Genomic DNA, 18,710 nt, shown 5'->3' with positions numbered 1-18,710 from the left:
AAGGGTTTAATTGGGCTTTACAACTTTGATATCTCCATCAATGGATTTTAAAATCCAATACGCGTTTTTAAAACGCTCTTTTGGAACAGTTATTTTTCCATTATTAGATACAGCTTCAATCGTAGCATTTTCTGTCGTAACGCAAATATTGCCGTCAAAAGTGTTTATCATTGCCCGTTCTGCAAATCCGATGACATTGACAGACCCTTGGAGCAACTCAATGCTAATAGTCTTAAACTTGCCCAAAGCATTTACCGAGCCTATATCACTTTTAATTGCAATATTTAAACCCTCTGGCATTACTACTTTTAGTGTTGCAGCCACAACCTTGTGTGCATTGCGCTTATCATCAGGTATGTTATAAAGTGGTGTTTTTTGAAGTTTAATAAAAAGTTGTCCGTCTTTTATTTCAGAATGGATTTTATACTCGTTTTGATACTCTCCATCGGTTAAAGAATTTATTATAATCTCCTTAGAAGGTCTGGCTTCGACCTCAATATTAAAAATCTGGTTGCCATCCACTACGATTTCAGAAATGTCTTTAGCACTTATGGCTTTATTTATGGTGTTTTGAGCATAGGTTTTAAATGAGAAAAATAAAACCGATAAGACTAAAAAAGCCTTGAGCAAAACTGACCAAGGCTGTATAAAAAGATGATTTTTTAAATTCAATTTGTATCATTCAGAGCGCAGCGAAAAATCTTTATGTGTATTTGTTAGATTCTTCGGTCACTTTGTTCCCTCAGAATGACAATTAATAAAGAGATCGCCGCAGTAATTTGTTACTTCTGCATGTTCTTAGCTTCGATGCTCAATGTAGCGTGGGGCACTAGCTTTAAACGCTCTTTGTTAATCAACTTACCCGTAACTCTACACACACCATAAGATTTGTTTTCAATACGGATGATGGCATTTTTAAGATCGCGAATAAACTTTTCTTGGCGAATAGCTAAGGCAGAATTGGCTTCCTTGCTCATCGTTTCACTACCTTCCTCAAAAGCTTTAAAGGTTGGCGAAGTGTCATCTGTACCGTTGTTATGGTCATTCATATAAGCACTTTTAATTAATTCTAAATCGTGCTCAGCTTTCTTTATTTTTTCTTGAATAAGATCTCTGAATTCTTCTAAATCCTTATCAGAATATCTCACTTTTGTATCTGATCCCATGGTTTTAATGTTTTTGAATAAACAGTTTGGTATTTACATCATCAAAAGCAATTTCTATACCAGTGTTTAAGTTATCAATTAATTCTAATTCTTCCGTCAGTGTTTCTGACTTTATATAAGCTGCATTTGCATCAATAGCATCTGCAATTTTATCATCTTTTTGAAGCTTTACATCTATACGATCTGTCACTTCAAACCCTGAATCCTTACGTAAATTCTGAATACGATTAACGAGCTCACGAGCAATCCCTTCGTTACGTAAATCTTCGTTGATAGTAACATCTAAAGCTACAGTTAATGCACCTTCGTTTGCCACTAACCATCCCTCAATATCTTGGGAGGTAATCTCTACATCATCTAATCCCAAATTAATGCTTTTTCCATTAATGTCAAGGGAAAAAGACCCATTTTGTTCAATTTTATTGATCTCCTCTGCTGACAAGGCGTTTATAGCGTTGGCAATCAGCTTCATATCCTTTCCAAATCGAGGCCCTAAGGTCTTAAAATTGGGTTTTATCTGTTTTACCAATATCTCAGATGCATCTTCAAGCAATTCAACCTCTTTAATATTCACCTCGTGCTTTATCAAATCCGCTACAGCTTCAATTTCTTCCTTTTGTTGTCGCGAATTTATCGGTATCATTATTTTCTGTAACGGTTGACGTACCTTAATCTTTTCTTTAGCTCGTAATGACAATACTAAGGAAGAGATTGTTTGCGCACTTTCCATTTTTCGCTCTAAGGATTTGTCAATCATTGAGGCATCAGAAACTGGAAATTCTGACAAATGCACACTTTCAAAATTCTCTTTTTTGGTCACTGCGTTTAAATCCAAATACAACCGATCCATAAAGAACGGAGCTATTGGAGCACCTAGTTTTGCAAGGGTTAACATACACGTGTATAGTGTTTGATACGCCGAAATCTTATCCCTTTGGTAATCTCCTTTCCAGAAGCGTCTTCTACTTAAACGCACATACCAGTTACTTAAGTATTCCTGAGTGAAATTTGAAATGACCCGAGCAGCCTTAGTGGGTTCATAATCTGCATAATAATCATCTACTTTCTGGATTAAAGTGTGTAATTCTGAAAGAATCCATCGATCCAATTCAGGGCGTTCATTAACCGGGATATCTTCTTCATTATAATTGAAGCCATCTAAATTGGTATATAATGAGAAGAACGAGTAGGTATTATAAAGTGTGCCGAAAAATTTACGACTAACCTCAGCAATACCGTCGACATCAAATTTTAGGTTATCCCACGGGTTTGCATTGCTGATCATATACCATCGTGTGGCATCTGCACCATATTTTGAAAGTGTTTCAAAAGGATCTGTGGCATTGCCCAAGCGCTTAGACATTTTTTGTCCGTTTTTGTCTAACACTAATCCATTAGACACTACATTTTTATAAGCTACAGAATCAAAAACCATAGTACCAATAGCATGAAGCGTGTAAAACCATCCTCTGGTTTGGTCCACTCCTTCTGCAATAAAATCCGCTGGAAAGGCCTCATTCTTATCAATCAAATCTTTGTTTTCAAAAGGATAGTGCCATTGCGCATAAGGCATTGAGCCCGAATCGAACCATACATCAATTAGATCGCTTTCGCGTTTCATGGGTTGTCCCGAAGGTGAAACCAAGACAATTTTATCCACAACGTTTTTGTGTAAGTCCACTAACTCGTAATTGGCTTCCGACATGTTACCGACTTCAAAGTCTTTAAAAATATCGGCTTCGAGAACCTTAGCCTCCACAGCTTTTTTCATCTCTGCCTTTAACTCAGCCATTGAACCAATACATAATTCCTCCTTACCATCTTCAGTTCTCCAAATTGGCAGTGGAATCCCCCAAAAACGAGAACGGGATAAATTCCAGTCGTTAGCATTTGCCAACCAGTTTCCAAAACGGCCTTCACCTGTAGATTTTGGTTTCCAGTTAATGGTTTGATTAAGCGCGTGCATTCTATCCTTTACATCCGTAACCTTAATAAACCAAGAATCTAATGGGTAGTATAAAATTGGTTTATCTGTTCGCCAACAGTTTGGATAGCTGTGTTTATATTTTTCAACCTTAAAGGCCTTATTTTCAGTTTTAAGCTTAATCGCTAATTCTACATCAACCGATTTTTCGGGAGCTTCTCCATCTGCGTAATATTCGTTCTTTACATATTTACCACCAAATTCACCAAGCTCTGGTCTAAACTTACCTTGTAAGTCTACTAATGGCACCAAATTATCATTTTCGTCTTTCACTAAAAGAGGTGGAACTTCTGGTGTAGCTTGTTTGGCCACCAAAGCATCGTCCGCACCAAATGTTGGGGCTGTGTGTACAATTCCCGTACCATCTTCAGTAGTTACAAAATCACCTGATATGACTCTAAATGCATTTTCTGGATTGTCATTTGGCAATGCGTAATCTAATAATTGTTCGTAAGTGATTCCAACTAAGTCAGCACCTTTAAATTCTTTAATAATAAAATATGGCAACTTCTTAAGAGACTTCATATTATTCATGAAATCCAAAGTCTCCATAGCCTTAACTTCAGGCATTCTGGATACTAAAAGCTCGTATGCACGAGAAGTTTTATCTAACTTTTTACCTGGATCACTGATAATAAGATCAAATATATCTTTACTTTCAATATATCCATTTGAAAATTGCTTAGAAACTAAGTTTTTAGCAACAATAACGTTTATTGGCTCGTATGTATATTGATTAAAAGTTTTAATTAACACATAATCAATCTTTGGCCCAACGGTTAAAGCGGTATTACTTGGCAATGTCCATGGGGTTGTCGTCCACGCCAAAAAGTAGATATCACCTTCATTTTGAAGAAATTCTGGCAATGATTCTGCCTTTGCCTTAAACTGAGCTACAACTGTTGTATCCGTTACATCTTGATAGGTCCCTGGCTGATTTAATTCATGAGAACTTAAACCAGTACCTGCTTTAGGAGAATACGGCTGAATCGTATACCCTTTATATAATAATTTTTTATCGTAAATCTGTTTGAGTAACCACCAAACAGATTCCATATATTTTGACTTGTAAGTTATGTATGGGTCATCCATATTGACCCAATAGCCCATTTTCTGGGTGAGGTCATTCCAAATGTCCGTATAACGCATCACTGCTTTTTTGCACGCCGCATTATACTCTTCTACTGAAATTTTCGTCCCAATGTCTTCTTTGGTAATGCCTAATTCTTTTTCAACACCAAGTTCAATTGGCAATCCATGCGTATCCCAACCTGCTTTTCGCTTTACTTGATAGCCTTTCATGGTTTTATAGCGCGGAAAAATATCCTTTATAGCACGAGCTAAAACGTGGTGAACTCCTGGCAACCCATTGGCTGAAGGTGGCCCTTCGAAAAACACATAAGGAGGTTTGTCTTCTCTAGTGGTAACACTTTTATTGAAGATATCATGGTCTTCCCAATACTTTTGGATTTCTTCCGCAGTATTTGGTAAGTTAAGTCCTTTATATTCAGTGAACTTTTGGCTCATTGTACTAGTGTATTATAAGAGCGCAAAAGTAAAGAATTTTGAGGAAATAGACAGCTAAATTACACTACAAACCCAACCAAATCTTCAATCTTAGAAATTAGCTGAATTTTAATATTCGTGTTTTTTAAAGCAATCTTATTGTATTTGGATACAAAAATAGTAGAGTAACCCAATTTTTCCGCTTCCAAAATGCGTTGTTCTACACGTTGTACTGGGCGTATTTCTCCAGACAAGCCAACCTCAGCTGCAAAACAATAATCACTAGGTAACGCTTCATCTTCGTTTGAAGATAAAATGGCTGCTACGATAGCTAAATCTATAGCAGGGTCATCAACCGTAATGCCTCCTGTGATATTTAAAAACACATCTTTTGCTCCGAGTTTAAATCCGGCTCTTTTTTCTAAAACAGCCAACAACATGTTTAAGCGTTTTGCATTAAAACCCGTTGCCGAGCGTTGTGGAGTGCCATAAACAGCGGTGCTGACTAGCGCTTGGACTTCTATCATTAAAGGCCGCATACCTTCTAAAGTAGCTGCAACGGCATTACCCGATAGTTCACCGTCTTTTTCTGATATTAAAATTTCCGAAGGGTTACTTACCTCTCTTAAACCAGAGTCTTGCATTTCGTAAATGCCTAACTCGTTGGTAGAACCAAAGCGGTTTTTATTCGCTCTAAGAATTCTAAAGACATGATTGCGATCTCCTTCAAACTGCAAAACAGTATCGACCATGTGCTCCAATATTTTTGGCCCGGCGATATGCCCATCTTTGGTAATATGGCCAATCAACAACACTGGGGTTGCAGTTTCCTTGGCAAATTTGATGAGTTCACTGGTGCATTCTTTAATCTGAGAAATGCTACCTGGGGAGCTTTCAATATAGTCACTGTGCAACGTCTGAATAGAATCTACAACCACAATATCTGGTTCTAAGGCTTCAATCTGCTTAAATATATTCTGAGTTTTGGTTTCGGTGAGAATAAAGCAATTTTCACTGTTCGGGTGAATCCTTTCTGCTCGCATTTTAATCTGCTTCTGACTTTCCTCACCTGACACATACAGCGTTTTATATTTTAATTTTAAGGCAATCTGTAGCAGAAGTGTACTTTTACCAATACCTGGTTCGCCACCTAAAAGTGTTAAAGATCCTGGCACCATGCCTCCACCCAACACACGATTGAATTCCGCATCTTGCATATTCATCCGAGCATCTGCAGACGCATCAATTTCATTAATTCTTAATGGTTTTGAAACGCGTTTTGAATTAGATGTTGGAGACTTCCAATCACCTTTAGTCTCTTTTTGGACCACTTCTTCAACAATAGTGTTCCATTGCTTGCATGCTGTGCATTGGCCCTGCCACTTACTATATTGAGTGCCACAGTTTTGGCAGAAAAATGTTGTTTTAACTTTAGCCATTAATACCCAAAATCCGCTTTAATTTCATCTGCTTTTTCAATCATGAAGTCTTTTGTTATCCCTGCGATTTCTTCAAGTATATAAGCTGCTCTATAGGTTTTCATAGCTTTCTTAGGCTCATTAGTATTCTCGTAGAACATCGCTAAGTAATAATGACTGAGTAGTGTGTCTGGATAGTTTTTACGAGCTAACTTTGATAGTTCTTCATAATACTCCCATTTTTCATTTTTACGAATAGCAGCATCAATAGCCTTAAAATCATTGATCAAAATCTGCTTTTCCATACCAAACAACTCTTCAATCATATCATATTTTTCAATGAGATAATCCACAGGAGATGTTTCTAACTTTACTACAGATTCGTTATATTCCTTTTTACTAATAGGCTGAAAAACAAAGAAAATTCGTTCTAAGGCCTTTGGTATGGCATGTGCTGGTAGTGCATAATGTGAAGGCCCTTCAAAGTCATCAAAAGTATACAATAAATTAGTGTTTTCTATTGCTGATATACCAGTGTTTAATGCATTAGCCCCTTCTTTAATATGTGCAACATCCTCAGTTGAAGTTGCCAAATAATAAAAGACTTTAGACTCAACGTTTTTCATTCTTTCCACAAGATACTTTTGCATATCTGGTGCCAAATCTGGACTTACAGAAACGTAAGCATTAAAAATAGGTGGTTTTCTTAAGAGATAATAGTTTATATAATTTGCTGTTTCACCATGCCCTACGGCAACTCTAAAATTTTCAGTTTTGTATTTATCTTGTATGAATGGAATCATCTCTTTACCGACAAATTCAAAGAAATCAGCCCCAGTTTCTATCGGCAATGAATTCTGTTCGGAATAGTATAAGTCATCACTACGAGAATCGTATTGATTAATCCCAACCACAATGGATTCGGGAATATCTTCCCAATAGGCATAGTAATCTACGTTTCCTGCTACTGCTTCAAATAAATAATCCCCGTCGAATACATAAATAACCGGGTAAGCTTTATCATCTTCTTCAGAATAGCCTCTTGGTAAAAGAACTTTAATCTCACGATCTTCACCTAAAATTCGTGATGAAATGGTTTCGTATTTAGCTTGTCCAAAAGCAATTAATGTAGAAAAAAAACATAAGACAACAAGTTTAAAACGCGTCATGATTGGGTTGATTTTGGTTAACAGAAGCAAGGTAAAAAATAATTCTATACTTCAGCGGACTTCCTATTATAGATTGGAAGATATATGAGAGATAAGGCTCCTAAAATAATAGTCATTATGGTTTGTGCTCCCCAAAGCACCCAACCAAAAGCAAAACTAGGGTCTTCGGCAATACCAAAAATTGAGAATGCCGCATACACTGCTGCAGGATATGCACCTGTGCCTCCATTGGTTGCCGCAATACTAAAACTGGCTGAAATAAACCCTATGAGAACTGCTGCAATTGGGATGCCAATTAAACTATCAAAAGCAAATGTTGTCGTATAAAACATGAGCAGATACATGCCCCAAATAAAAATGGTATGTCCAATGAACGCCCATTTTCTTTTCATTTTTAAAATGCTTAAAGCACCTTCGATCAATCCATTGACAAATGTCACAATCTTCTTAATGACGATAATCTCGCTTTTTCTGAGTATTAAGAAAAAACCTATTATAATAAGACCTATTGTACTTAGAATAATTAAAGTTGTTGCGCTAAACTTGTTCGAAAAAAATTCTACAATAAATTCAAATTGAAGAATAAGGGTCACAAAAATGATAAATAGCATCACAATCATATCTGCAATACGTTCTGCGACTATGGTGCCGAATCCTTTTTCAAAAGGGATCTTTTCGTAATTAGCCAAAATCGTAGCTCTTGCCACTTCCCCCGACCTTGGAATCCCGTAATTAATAAGGTATGTTGAAAAAACAGCCATAAGACTGTTTTTAAATTTAACTTTATATCCTAAAGGCTCTAACATAAATAACCACCTATAGGCTCTGGACATGTGACTCAACGTCAAACAAAATACACTTAAAGCAATCCACCAATAGTTGGCTCCTTTAGCCTCCTCAATAACCTGATGTAGAGGCACTTTGCTTAATGAATACCAAACCAAGCCTATACTCAACAGAATGGGTATAATAATGGTGAGTGCTTTTTTTAGTTTGGGTTGCACCTGATTATTTTAAGAGATTGGTGGCTTCATCGGGAAATACCAAAGATGGCTTAAACACTTTGGCTTCTTCTATATCCATAAATGCATAGGTGATTAGTATGAGTGTGTCACCTACAGAAACTTTTCTGGCTGCGGCACCATTTAAGGTGATTTCCCCACTATTTCTTGGTCCAGGAATACAATAGGTTTCCAAACGTTCACCATTGTCATTATTGACAATCTGAACCTTTTCACCTTGTATAATATTTGCGGCATCCATCAAATCTTCGTCAATGGTGATGCTACCTATATAGTTAAGGTCAGCACCTGTACATTTAACGCGATGGATTTTTGATTTTACAACTTGAATTTGCATTTGGCAAAGATACTTAATTTAGAGCGATATTATCTATAAGTCTAACATCACCCGCATAGACCGCAATAAACGCTCTATAATTTTTTTTATTTGATTTTCGATTTACTGGCTTTAGGGTCTTATCATCTGCAATTGTAAAATATTCTAATTCCAATAAAGGGTGACTTTTAAATTGCTTCTTAACCCATTCCGATACTTTATTAGCACTTTTTGTGCCAAATTTTTGCTTGGCAGATTTTAGTGTTTTGTATATAAATGGTGCGGCTTCTCTATACTTTGGCTTTAAGCGTTCGTTACGCGAACTCATAGCTAAACCATCCTCTGCCCTATATATGTCACAACCAATGATTTTTGAAGGCAGATTATGTATCTCGACCATTTTTTTGATAATCGCCAATTGTTGAAAATCCTTTTCTCCAAAGTAAGCTTTGTTTGGCTTTACGATTTCCAAAAGTCGTTTTACCACAGTACCTACCCCATCAAAATGACCTGGCCTAAAAGCACCTTCCATGACCGAATCAAGGCCTTTAAAGTTAAAGTTTTTTGACGCTACATTACCGTCATAAACATCTTCAGGGCTTGGAGCATAAATAATGATTTTGTTTCCAGATATGTTTTTCAGAAAGTCAACATCACGGTCTAAAGTCCTTGGGTATTTAATAAGATCTTCTTTATTATTGAATTGCGTTGGGTTAACAAAAATGCTCACTACAACTTCATCATTGTCGGACATCGCTTTTTCCACCAAAGACTGGTGTCCATCGTGCAAAGCTCCCATAGTTGGGACTAGTCCAACTGATCTGTCCTCGTTTTTTATAGCCTTAAGATACTCCGAAAGCTCTTTTTTAAAGTGAAAAATCTTCAAGTTAATAACATAAGTTTAACGCCTGCAAACTTAATATTTTACTAGTAATCTGCATAAATTTTTGTAATTTTGCATGTTTTTTACCGTTAAATAAAGCAGTAGATTTATGAAAGATAAGCGAATTTTGTACGTGTCCTCGGAAGTTGTACCCTATTTACCTGAAACCGAAATTTCTTCAATGTCCTTTGAAGCACCTCGGATGGTAAACAAACAAGGAGGGCAGATACGGATTTTTATGCCGCGCTTTGGTAATATTAACGAAAGGCGCCATCAACTTCATGAAGTGATTCGTTTATCTGGGATTAACTTGGTCATTAATGATCTAGATATGCCTTTAATCATAAAGGTTGCTTCTATTCCAAAAGAACGTATTCAGGTTTACTTTATTGATAACGAAGAATACTTTAAGCGCAAGGCAACACTTACCGATGAAGATGGAAATCTCTTCCCCGACAATGACGAACGTGCTATCTTTTTTGCCAAGGGAGTTATTGAAACGGTTAAAAAATTGAATTGGGCACCAGATATCATCCATGTTAATGGTTGGTTAGCCTCATTATTGCCGCTGTATCTAAAAGAGTACTATAAAACTGAACCATTATTTACGGAGAGTAAAATTGTGACTTCTGTTTATAATCAAAGCTTTGAAGGTACGTTAGATAAGAACATGGTTAAGAAAATTGAATTCGACGGTTTAGATTCAGAACTCATTAAACCTTTGGCAACACCAGATTATATTAGTTTAATGAAAATTGCTATTGACCATTCTGATGCTATAATTAAAGGCTCTGAAGAACTACCAAAAGCACTTAACGACCACATTGATGCAGCTAGTAAACCTACATTAGATTTTCATTCATTAGAAGAGTTCGCAGAACCTTATACTGAATTTTATGAAAACAGCGTTCTTTAATAAGTTTAAACAACAAGAATGAATACATATAAAATAGCCCTAAGATATCTTTTTTTAACAACCTTAATTTTAACTGGTTTCATCTCTTGCGACAAAGATTTTGCAGGTATTGAATCAGATATTATCAATGAGGGCAACGCTACTAATTTTGATACAAATTCGGAAACCTACGATGTTATCAGTTATACAGATGTGCTAGGGCCTGTGCAAACAAATAGTTTGCCTTATAATTTTTTAGGCTACTATGATGACCCATATTATGGTACTACTACTGCAAGTATAGTAACCCAAGTGAGTTCTGCATTATTAGACCCAACCTTTGGTGAAAATGCTGTTTTAGATTCTGTAGTATTAACTATCCCCTACTTCAGCTCTAATGTTGGAGTTACTGATGACAATGAAATTGAATATAGGCTTGATTCTATCTTTCCTCGAAACGATAGTGACGACTACAATCCAATTAAATTAAGTATTTATGAAAATAATTATTTTCTAAGGGATTTTGACCCTAATGAAGATTTTGACACCCCTCAGGCTTATTTTTCAAATCGGACACTTTCAAGTTCTGAAATGATTAGCGATGCTGATTTGGAGTCAACATTAATTCATGCCGATACTTTAGAAATTTCTGACGATCAAATAAATTTAGATGATGAGAATGGAGAGGTTTCGCAAATACAAGCTCCAGCCATACGCTTGTTGTTAGACCCAGTCTATTGGAAGGATAAAATTTTAGACCAAGAAGGAACGTCTTTTCTTAGAAACAGTAATAATTTCAATAATTATTTTAGAGGCCTTTATTTTAAAGCTGAAGCTATAAATGATAATGGCTCGTTAATTGGGCTAAATCTTGCAGCTACAAATGCGAATATAACCTTATATTATACTGCAGACTCTACAAACGATGCTTCAGTAAGGAACCAATCTAGTTATGTCCTTACATTCGGTGGCAACCGAGTAAATTTCTTTGAAAATAATTTTAATGCACCTATACCTCAAGGTGACTCAGAAAATGGTGATAGCCAATTATTTTTAAAAGGTGGACAAGGTGCCGTTGCAGGTATTAAGTTATTTGATGGTTTAAATGAGGAAAACGAACCTGTTTTTGAAGCTTTTAAAAATAATTTTGCTAATTATGATGAAGATGGGGAGTTTGAGAGCTCAAAACGATTGATTAATGAAGCTAATTTAGTGTTTTTTGTTGACCAAGCAGAAATGCAAGCTGCCATGGTTAACGGGCAAGAACCCAATCGTCTCTACTTATATGACATGGACAATAACACGCCACTAATAGATTACTTTTTTGATATTTCAAGTAGTTCGTTTCCGTCTTTATCAAGGCCAAATCATTTAGGTGTTTTACAACGTGTTGATGATGAACCAGATGGTCTGGGAATAAAATACAAAATGAAGATTACCGAACATATTAAAAATTTGGTTCAGAATGACTCTACCAATGTTACTTTAGGCCTTGCGATTTCAGGTAATGTTAATTTGGAGGAATCTTTTCCTCAAAGAATAGAACAAACTACTGATAATTCTGAAAAATTGTTGCCTGTAAGTTCAATTATTTCACCAAGAGGAATAGTTTTGCACGGCAACAACTCAGAAATTGAAGCCAAAAAATTATACTTGGAAATTTTCTACACATGTCTCTATAATGATTGTGAAGAAAACAATTAATTAAACCTAAAAACAAATCTTATGTGTGGTATAGTTGGTTACATTGGTCATAGAGAAGCGTATCCTATAGTAATGAAAGGACTTCAACGTCTCGAATACCGTGGGTACGATAGTGCAGGTATTGCGCTTTATGACGGTAACAACATTAAACTTTGCAAGACAAAAGGAAAGGTTTCAGATCTTGAGTCTAAAATCCAAGACGATATTTCAATCGATGGCTCATTAGGTATAGGACATACCCGATGGGCAACCCATGGAGTTCCTAATGACATCAACTCACATCCGCATTATTCAAATTCAGGAGATCTGGTTATCATCCATAACGGCATTATCGAAAACTACGATGCCATAAAAAAAGAGCTTATTAATCGTGGATACACCTTTAAGTCAGATACGGATACTGAGGTTTTAATTAATCTTATTGAAGACGTAAAGAAAAACGAAGATATTAAATTAGGTAAGGCGGTTCAAATTGCTCTTAATCAGGTTGTCGGTGCTTATGCCATTGCTGTGTTTGACAAAACAAAACCAGATGAAATTGTTGTGGCAAAATTAGGTAGCCCGTTGGCCATTGGAATCGGGGATGATGAGTTTTTTATTGCCAGTGATGCATCACCTTTTATTGAGTTTACAAAAAATGCCATTTATTTAGAAGATGAGGAAATGGCCATCGTAAGGCGTCATAAAGAGGTAAAAGTTCGAAAAATTAAAGGAGATACTATAGTAGACCCTTATATACAGAGACTTCAATTAAATCTTGAAGAAATTGAAAAAGGCGGTTATGAGCATTTTATGCTTAAAGAAATTTATGAGCAACCTCGTGCTATTTTAGACACTTTTAGAGGGCGTTTACTGAGCAAGGATGCAATCATTAAAATGTCTGGTGTTGAGGACAATATGAAAAAATTTCTCAATGCAGACCGTATTATCGTCGTAGCCTGTGGTACCTCATGGCACGCCGGACTTGTTTCTGAGTACATATTTGAGGATTTAGCTCGAATCCCCGTAGAAGTAGAATACGCCTCGGAATTTAGATACCGAAATCCAGTTATAACAGAAAAAGATGTTGTTATAGCCATTTCCCAGTCTGGTGAAACTGCAGATACCTTGGCTGCCATAAAATTAGCAAAATCCAAAGGAGCTTTTGTTTTTGGTGTTTGTAATGTTGTAGGCTCATCTATAGCCAGAACAGCAGACGCAGGAGCTTATACACATGCTGGACCAGAAATTGGAGTAGCATCTACCAAAGCATTTACAACCCAGATCACATTATTATCTTTAATTGCTCTTCGACTAGCTAGAGCAAAGGGAACTATCTCAAGTTCAGATTTTAGACACTATTTAATTGAATTGGAAACTATTCCAAGCAAAGTAGAGAAGGCTTTAAAGTCTAACAACTATGTAGAAACTATTGCAGATATCTATAAAGATACAAGGAACTTTCTGTATTTAGGAAGAGGGTACAATTTCCCTGTGGCTCTAGAAGGGGCTTTAAAATTAAAAGAGATTTCTTATATCCATGCAGAAGGCTATCCTGCTGCAGAAATGAAACATGGTCCTATTGCTTTAATTGATGAGCACATGCCAGTTGTAGTTATTGCTACCAAAAAAGGACATTACGAGAAAGTGGTCAGTAATATACAGGAAATTAAATCTAGGAAAGGGAAAATAATCGGTATTGTTACTGAAGGAGATACAAGTGTTAAAGAATTAGCAGACCACGTTATTGAAGTTCCAGAAACTATGGAATGTTTCACACCACTACTAACAACAATTCCTCTTCAATTGTTATCTTATCATATTGCTGTAATGCTAGGTAAAAACGTTGATCAGCCTAGAAATTTGGCCAAGTCAGTTACTGTGGAGTAAAACAACACCTTTTTCAATATTAAATCCTCATTTATCATTTTATAATTTGAGGATTTTTCATTCTAAAGCACTACTTATTACTAAAATATGCTATGCGTGCATAATTTTTTGACAATTTCTTATTCAATTTTCATATATTTAAGTAAATTGCTCATCAATTAAATTAACTCACTCTATAACAATGAAAACAATCTTAAAGCTTTCTGTAATGCTTTTTTGTGTGGTTTCTTTTGCACAATCCACAATTAAAGGAAAAGTTACAGACAACACTGGCCAACCTCTACCCGGAGCCAATATCATAATTGTTGGTACAACAACGGGTACAAGTTCGGACTTCGACGGAAATTACATTTTATCCACAGATCTAAATCCGCCTTTTTCTATTCAAGTATCTTATACGGGTTTTGAAAACCAAGTATTAGAAGTTACATCAGCAGATCAAACGATTGATGTTTCTCTAGTTGAAGGTAACGAATTAGACGAAGTAGTTATCTCAGCCTCTAGAACACCAGAGCGTATTTTTGAATCTCCAGTGACTGTAGAGCGCTTTGGGCTTAAAGAAATTAAAAATACAGCTTCTGTCGATTTTTATGATGGTTTAGAAAATTTAAAAGGTGTTGATATCAATACTAACAGTTTAACATTTAAGTCTATTAACACCAGAGGTTTTGCAACCTTTGCCAATACGCGCTTTATGCAGTTAGTAGACGGTATGGACAATTCTGCTCCTGCACTAAATTTCCCTCTTGGTAATTTATTGGGGATGACAGAAACCGATGTTAATAGTGTAGAACTTTTACCTGGTGCAGCTTCGGCACTTTATGGTGCCAATGCCTTTAATGGAATTCTATTTATGAGAAGTAAAAGTCCTTTTGATGTACAAGGTATAAGTGGCTACATTAAAAGAGGTATTACGTCGCAGGAAGCTGCTGGCGATAATTCTTATACTGATTTGGGAATACGAATGGCCTATAAATTCAGTGAAAAATTTGCCGCTAAAGTCAATTTTGGGTATTTAAAAGGTACTGATTGGGCAGCAAACAACACTACCGATAAATTTGTGCCTGGAAGAACTCGTGCTGATTTAGACTATGATGGCATTAATGTTTACGGTGATGAAGTCGCTGCAAATATTAATGATTTAGCTGGTGGAACTGGTATAGTACCAGATGTTGTTGTCAGTAGAACAGGTTATAACGAAGCTGATCTTACAAATTACAATGCAGAAAGCATTAAGGCTGACTGGGGACTTTACTTCCGTCCATGGGCTAATGATTTTGAAATACAATATGTAGGTAAAGTTGGCTCTGGTAACACCATTTATCAAGGAGCTAATCGTTATAATATTAAAGGTTTCTTTTTACAGCAACATAAATTAGAAGTAAGAAATGACAATTTCTTTTTAAGAGGTTATGTTACTGAAGATAAGGCTGGTGATTCTTACGACATGGTATTTACTGGCATTAATATAAACCGTGCTTGGAAATCTGATGAGCAATGGTTTGGCGAATACATTAACACTTACGTAGGGGCTAGTTTATCAGGTGCCACAGATGCTCAGGCACATGCTGCCGCAAGACAACAAGCCGAATCAGGACGTTACCTCCCTGGATCTCCAGAGTTTCAAAATGCATTTAACGCAAGTATCAATAACCCCGATTTAAGTACTGGATCTAAATTTCAGGATAACTCTAAAATCTATCATGGTGATGCTAATTTTAATTTTTCGGAATTTATTGATTTTGCAGAAATACAAGTTGGTGGTTCTTACCGACAATATCGATTAAATTCTTTCGGAACTATCTATACTGATTTTGATGGACCAATTGATTATTCGGAAGTGGGTGTGTACACTCAAATTCAAAAATCATTAGAATTATCTGATGCCGTGGAACTTAAATTAACTGGATCTCTGCGTTATGATAAATCAGAGTTATTTGATGGTTTCTTCTCTCCAAGGTTATCTGCAGGCTTTACAGTGAATCGTAACCATAACTTTAGAGCCTCTTACCAAACAGGTTTTAGAAACCCAACTACTCAAGATTTGTATATAGGATTGGATGTCGGACGAGCAGTACTCGTCGGTGGAGCACCGGATAACCCTGCAAGATATGTTGACACCTATGGCGTTAGTCCTGCAGGACAAGCTATTATTGGTCAAAACACAATAGATTTTACTGGTGAAGGAGCATATAATAATTCATATTTAGCTGGATCTGTTTCTGCTTTTGCTGCCTCTGGAAACCCTGCAGACCTTCAGGTTGGAAATTCAAATTTAGCGCAACCAGAGCAAGTCACATCTTATGAAGTAGGGTATAGAGGAAAGCTTGGTGATTTTATTATTGATGGTTCGGTTTACTATAACCAATACCAAGACTTTTTAGCAAACGAAACTGTAATTGCCCCGTTTTATGGTAGTGTAGATGCCAATGGTGACGGACAGGTAGATATCGATCCTCAAGCATTTGCTGCATTAGCGAATTCAGACTTTCAAGCTTATCAGACCTACACCAACTCTAATGCTGATGTTAATTCTTATGGTGCTGCAGTACAAGTCTCAACAAAAGTATTTAATGGCTTCGATTTAAGTGCTAATTACACTTATGCAAAGCTAGACACAGATGAAGATAACGCTGATTTTAGAACAAACTTTAACACCCCTGAACACAAGTTTAAAGCCTCTTTTGGTAATACCGAATTATTTAAAAACTTTGGATTTAATGTCTCTTGGAGATGGAGTGACAACTATTTATGGGAAGCCTCCTTTGGTGACGGTGAAGTACCAGCTTATTCTGTATTGGATGCGCAGATTAACTATAGAGTGCCAAGTTTAAAATCTACTTTTAAAGCTGGTGCAACAAACTTAATGCAAGATGAATACTTTACTGCATTTGGTACAGGAATGATAGGCTCAATGTATTATGTGTCTTGGACTATCAATAACTTATAATAACGGAAAAGAAAAATTAAAATGAAAACATTAAAATATATAACGCTCTCGTTTTTAACCATAAGCTTAATGGCATGCGAAAACGAAGTCGTCGAGGATTTTAGAGAAAATAATGGAACTGTTGAAGAGCCGCTTCCTGATTTGACTGCTGGTTCTGCAGATTTTTCAAACTACGTTTCAGTAGGTAACTCTTTAACCGCAGGGTTTACAGATAATGCTTTATTTATAGCTGCTCAAGAAAATTCCATGCCCAACATACTAAATTCGAGATTCGCTTTAGTTGGTGGGGGAAGCTTTAATCAGCCTTTAATGAATGATAATCTTGGGGGAATGGCCCTTGGAGGGAATAGAATTTTAGACCCTAGATTAGTGTTTGATGGCTCAGGGCCAGCAGGCATTGAAACTGTTATTGGACCAGTCACAGTTACAACAGATTTAGCAATTAATAACCCAACAGGCCCATTTAATAATATGGGTGTCCCTGGAGCTAAAAGTTTTCACCTTTTGGCACCTGGTTACGGTAATATTTCTGGTTTACTAACAGACCCTATGACTGCTAATCCATATTTTGTGAGAATGACTGGCAGCACTCCTAATGCTAGCGTATTAGATTTGACCTTAGCTCAAAATCCAAGTTTCTTTACCTTATGGATTGGTAATAATGATGTCTTAGGTTATGCGCTTTCCGGTGGAGAAAGCAATCCAATGTCAGAAGATTATGACCCAATCACCCCATTAGACGGGCCTCCAGGTGTAGGGTTTACACAAACTTATGCCACTTTGATTGGAGCTATGACTTCTCAAGGTGCTCAAGGTGTCGTCGGTAATATCCCAGACGTAACCAGTATTCCACATTTTACAACAGTACCTTATAACCCACTAGAGCCTTCTAACCCAAGCTACGGACCATTAATCCCTACGCTGAATACTATTTATGGGGCATTAAATGGAGTGTATGCATTTTTACAATCTCAAGGTGTAACTGCAGCTGCAGGGAGAAATGTTGTTTTTGCAACAGACGCTGCAAGTGCTGTAGTCATTCGAGATGAAAACTTGGTTGATTTATCAGCACAAATAGAAGGAGTATTAAATGCTAATCCTGACTTCCCTGCATTTATAGCGCAATTTGGATTGCCCCCTCAGGCGGCGCCAATCGTTGCTAATTTATTAGGGCAGACCTACGGACAAGCGAGACAAGCTACTGAAGCGGACTTATTTGTATTACCAAGTTCTTCTATTATAGGAACAGTAAATTCCGATGTTGCCGCAGCACTTATTCAACAAGGTTTACCTGCAGAAGTTGCAGGTCAATTTGCGGTTGAAGGTGTTACTTTACCTTTAGCAGATAAATGGTCATTAACCCCAACGGAACAAGAAGAAATAGCAACAGCTACAACTAACTTTAATAGTGTCATTGAATCTTCAGCGACACAAGCTGGATTGGGAGTTTTGGATGCTAATGGGTTATTAAATATTATTGCTTCTTCAGGTATTTCATCAGGTGATTTTGTATTAACTTCAGACTTAGTGCTAGGAGGAGCTTTCTCCCTAGATGGTGTTCACCCAACAGCGAGAGGCTATGCATTGATTGCCAATGAGGTTATGAAAGTGATTGATATGACTTATGGTTCAAATTTCGAAGCTTCTGGGAGCTTATTGGATATCGGAAATTATCCAACAAACTATTCGCCATTACTTCAATAATTGAACATTAAAAATGTATGAAAAGCACGCTTCTAAGAAGCGTGCTTTTTTTGTCTAAAAAAGGTTTTTAAAATCACTTTTATTTTTAAATAAAACTATATCTTTGCAGCGCGAAAAACGCACG

Annotated in this window: 13 protein-coding genes; 5 read left to right on the top strand and 8 right to left on the bottom strand. The window is 36.6% G+C overall.

Going from position 1 to position 18,710, the window contains the following annotated elements; translation table 11 throughout:
• Positions 1–6 precede the first annotated feature (6 nt).
• The 8 genes from ACFEMA_RS02505 to panC all read right to left on the bottom strand — a co-directional run bounded on the left by ACFEMA_RS02505 (position 7) and on the right by panC (position 9,467).
• On the bottom strand, positions 7–672 hold the full coding sequence (locus tag ACFEMA_RS02505; RefSeq protein ID WP_411766394.1) for a hypothetical protein: 666 nt from the start codon (positions 670–672) through the stop codon (positions 7–9).
• A gap of 110 nt (positions 673–782) precedes the next feature.
• Positions 783–1,166, bottom strand: a complete 384-nt coding sequence (locus ACFEMA_RS02500) for a TraR/DksA family transcriptional regulator (RefSeq protein ID WP_411766393.1) — start codon at positions 1,164–1,166, stop codon at positions 783–785.
• A 4-nt stretch (positions 1,167–1,170) separates the two neighbouring features.
• On the bottom strand, positions 1,171–4,677 hold the full coding sequence (gene ileS, locus ACFEMA_RS02495; protein WP_411766392.1) for an isoleucine--tRNA ligase: 3,507 nt from the start codon (positions 4,675–4,677) through the stop codon (positions 1,171–1,173).
• A gap of 59 nt (positions 4,678–4,736) precedes the next feature.
• Entirely contained in the window at positions 4,737–6,095 is a 1,359-nt protein-coding gene (radA, locus tag ACFEMA_RS02490) for a DNA repair protein RadA (RefSeq protein ID WP_411766391.1), read from the bottom strand.
• Positions 6,095–7,243, bottom strand: coding sequence for an alpha/beta hydrolase (locus ACFEMA_RS02485; RefSeq protein ID WP_411766390.1), 1,149 nt, complete (start codon positions 7,241–7,243; stop codon positions 6,095–6,097). Before ACFEMA_RS02485 ends, radA begins: the two co-directional genes overlap by 1 nt.
• A 44-nt stretch (positions 7,244–7,287) precedes the next feature.
• Positions 7,288–8,247, bottom strand: coding sequence for a lysylphosphatidylglycerol synthase transmembrane domain-containing protein (locus ACFEMA_RS02480; protein WP_411766389.1), 960 nt, complete (start codon positions 8,245–8,247; stop codon positions 7,288–7,290).
• Between the two features lie 4 nt (positions 8,248–8,251).
• A complete protein-coding gene (gene panD, locus ACFEMA_RS02475; RefSeq protein ID WP_411766388.1) occupies positions 8,252–8,602 on the bottom strand; it encodes an aspartate 1-decarboxylase in 351 nt (116 codons plus the stop codon).
• 13 nt (positions 8,603–8,615) lie between these two features.
• On the bottom strand, positions 8,616–9,467 hold the full coding sequence (gene panC / locus ACFEMA_RS02470) for a pantoate--beta-alanine ligase (protein ID WP_411766387.1): 852 nt from the start codon (positions 9,465–9,467) through the stop codon (positions 8,616–8,618).
• Positions 9,468–9,573: 106 nt separating this feature from the next.
• Between panC and ACFEMA_RS02465 the strand changes: the two genes are divergently transcribed.
• The 5 genes from ACFEMA_RS02465 to ACFEMA_RS02445 all read left to right on the top strand — a co-directional run bounded on the left by ACFEMA_RS02465 (position 9,574) and on the right by ACFEMA_RS02445 (position 18,586).
• Positions 9,574–10,380: a glycogen/starch synthase gene (locus tag ACFEMA_RS02465; RefSeq protein WP_411766386.1), complete on the top strand. Its 807-nt coding sequence runs from the start codon at positions 9,574–9,576 to the stop codon at positions 10,378–10,380.
• Between the two features lie 18 nt (positions 10,381–10,398).
• A complete protein-coding gene (locus tag ACFEMA_RS02460; protein WP_411766385.1) occupies positions 10,399–12,063 on the top strand; it encodes a DUF4270 domain-containing protein in 1,665 nt (554 codons plus the stop codon).
• A 21-nt stretch (positions 12,064–12,084) separates the two neighbouring features.
• Complete coding sequence (gene glmS / locus ACFEMA_RS02455) at positions 12,085–13,932, top strand: glutamine--fructose-6-phosphate transaminase (isomerizing) (RefSeq protein WP_411766384.1); 1,848 nt, start codon at positions 12,085–12,087, stop codon at positions 13,930–13,932.
• Between the two features lie 181 nt (positions 13,933–14,113).
• On the top strand, positions 14,114–16,882 hold the full coding sequence (locus ACFEMA_RS02450; protein ID WP_411766383.1) for a TonB-dependent receptor: 2,769 nt from the start codon (positions 14,114–14,116) through the stop codon (positions 16,880–16,882).
• Positions 16,883–16,903: 21 nt separating this feature from the next.
• Positions 16,904–18,586 (top strand): G-D-S-L family lipolytic protein, encoded by a 1,683-nt coding sequence (locus tag ACFEMA_RS02445; RefSeq protein ID WP_411766382.1) that lies wholly within the window; start codon positions 16,904–16,906, stop codon positions 18,584–18,586.
• The last annotated feature ends 124 nt before the right edge of the window (positions 18,587–18,710 follow it).

The organism is Winogradskyella sp. A3E31, assembly GCF_046720935.1.
Taxonomy (GTDB): Bacteria; Bacteroidota; Bacteroidia; order Flavobacteriales; family Flavobacteriaceae; genus Winogradskyella.
Note: the sequence above shows the minus strand (reverse complement) of the source record. Positions and strands in the feature narration are given on the sequence as shown.

What these genes read in the sequence shown, in the direction of transcription:
- ACFEMA_RS02500 (WP_411766393.1), bottom strand. Translation starts at nt 1,166, where the DNA reads ATGGGATCAGATACAAAAGTGAGATATTCTGATAAGGATTTAGAAGAA.
- ileS (WP_411766392.1), bottom strand. Translation starts at nt 4,677, where the DNA reads ATGAGCCAAAAGTTCACTGAATATAAAGGACTTAACTTACCAAATACT.
- radA (WP_411766391.1), bottom strand. Translation starts at nt 6,095, where the DNA reads ATGGCTAAAGTTAAAACAACATTTTTCTGCCAAAACTGTGGCACTCAA.
- ACFEMA_RS02485 (WP_411766390.1), bottom strand. Translation starts at nt 7,243, where the DNA reads ATGACGCGTTTTAAACTTGTTGTCTTATGTTTTTTTTCTACATTAATT.
- panD (WP_411766388.1), bottom strand. Translation starts at nt 8,602, where the DNA reads ATGCAAATTCAAGTTGTAAAATCAAAAATCCATCGCGTTAAATGTACA.
- ACFEMA_RS02465 (WP_411766386.1), top strand. Translation starts at nt 9,574, where the DNA reads ATGAAAGATAAGCGAATTTTGTACGTGTCCTCGGAAGTTGTACCCTAT.
- ACFEMA_RS02460 (WP_411766385.1), top strand. Translation starts at nt 10,399, where the DNA reads ATGAATACATATAAAATAGCCCTAAGATATCTTTTTTTAACAACCTTA.
- glmS (WP_411766384.1), top strand. Translation starts at nt 12,085, where the DNA reads ATGTGTGGTATAGTTGGTTACATTGGTCATAGAGAAGCGTATCCTATA.
- ACFEMA_RS02450 (WP_411766383.1), top strand. Translation starts at nt 14,114, where the DNA reads ATGAAAACAATCTTAAAGCTTTCTGTAATGCTTTTTTGTGTGGTTTCT.
- ACFEMA_RS02445 (WP_411766382.1), top strand. Translation starts at nt 16,904, where the DNA reads ATGAAAACATTAAAATATATAACGCTCTCGTTTTTAACCATAAGCTTA.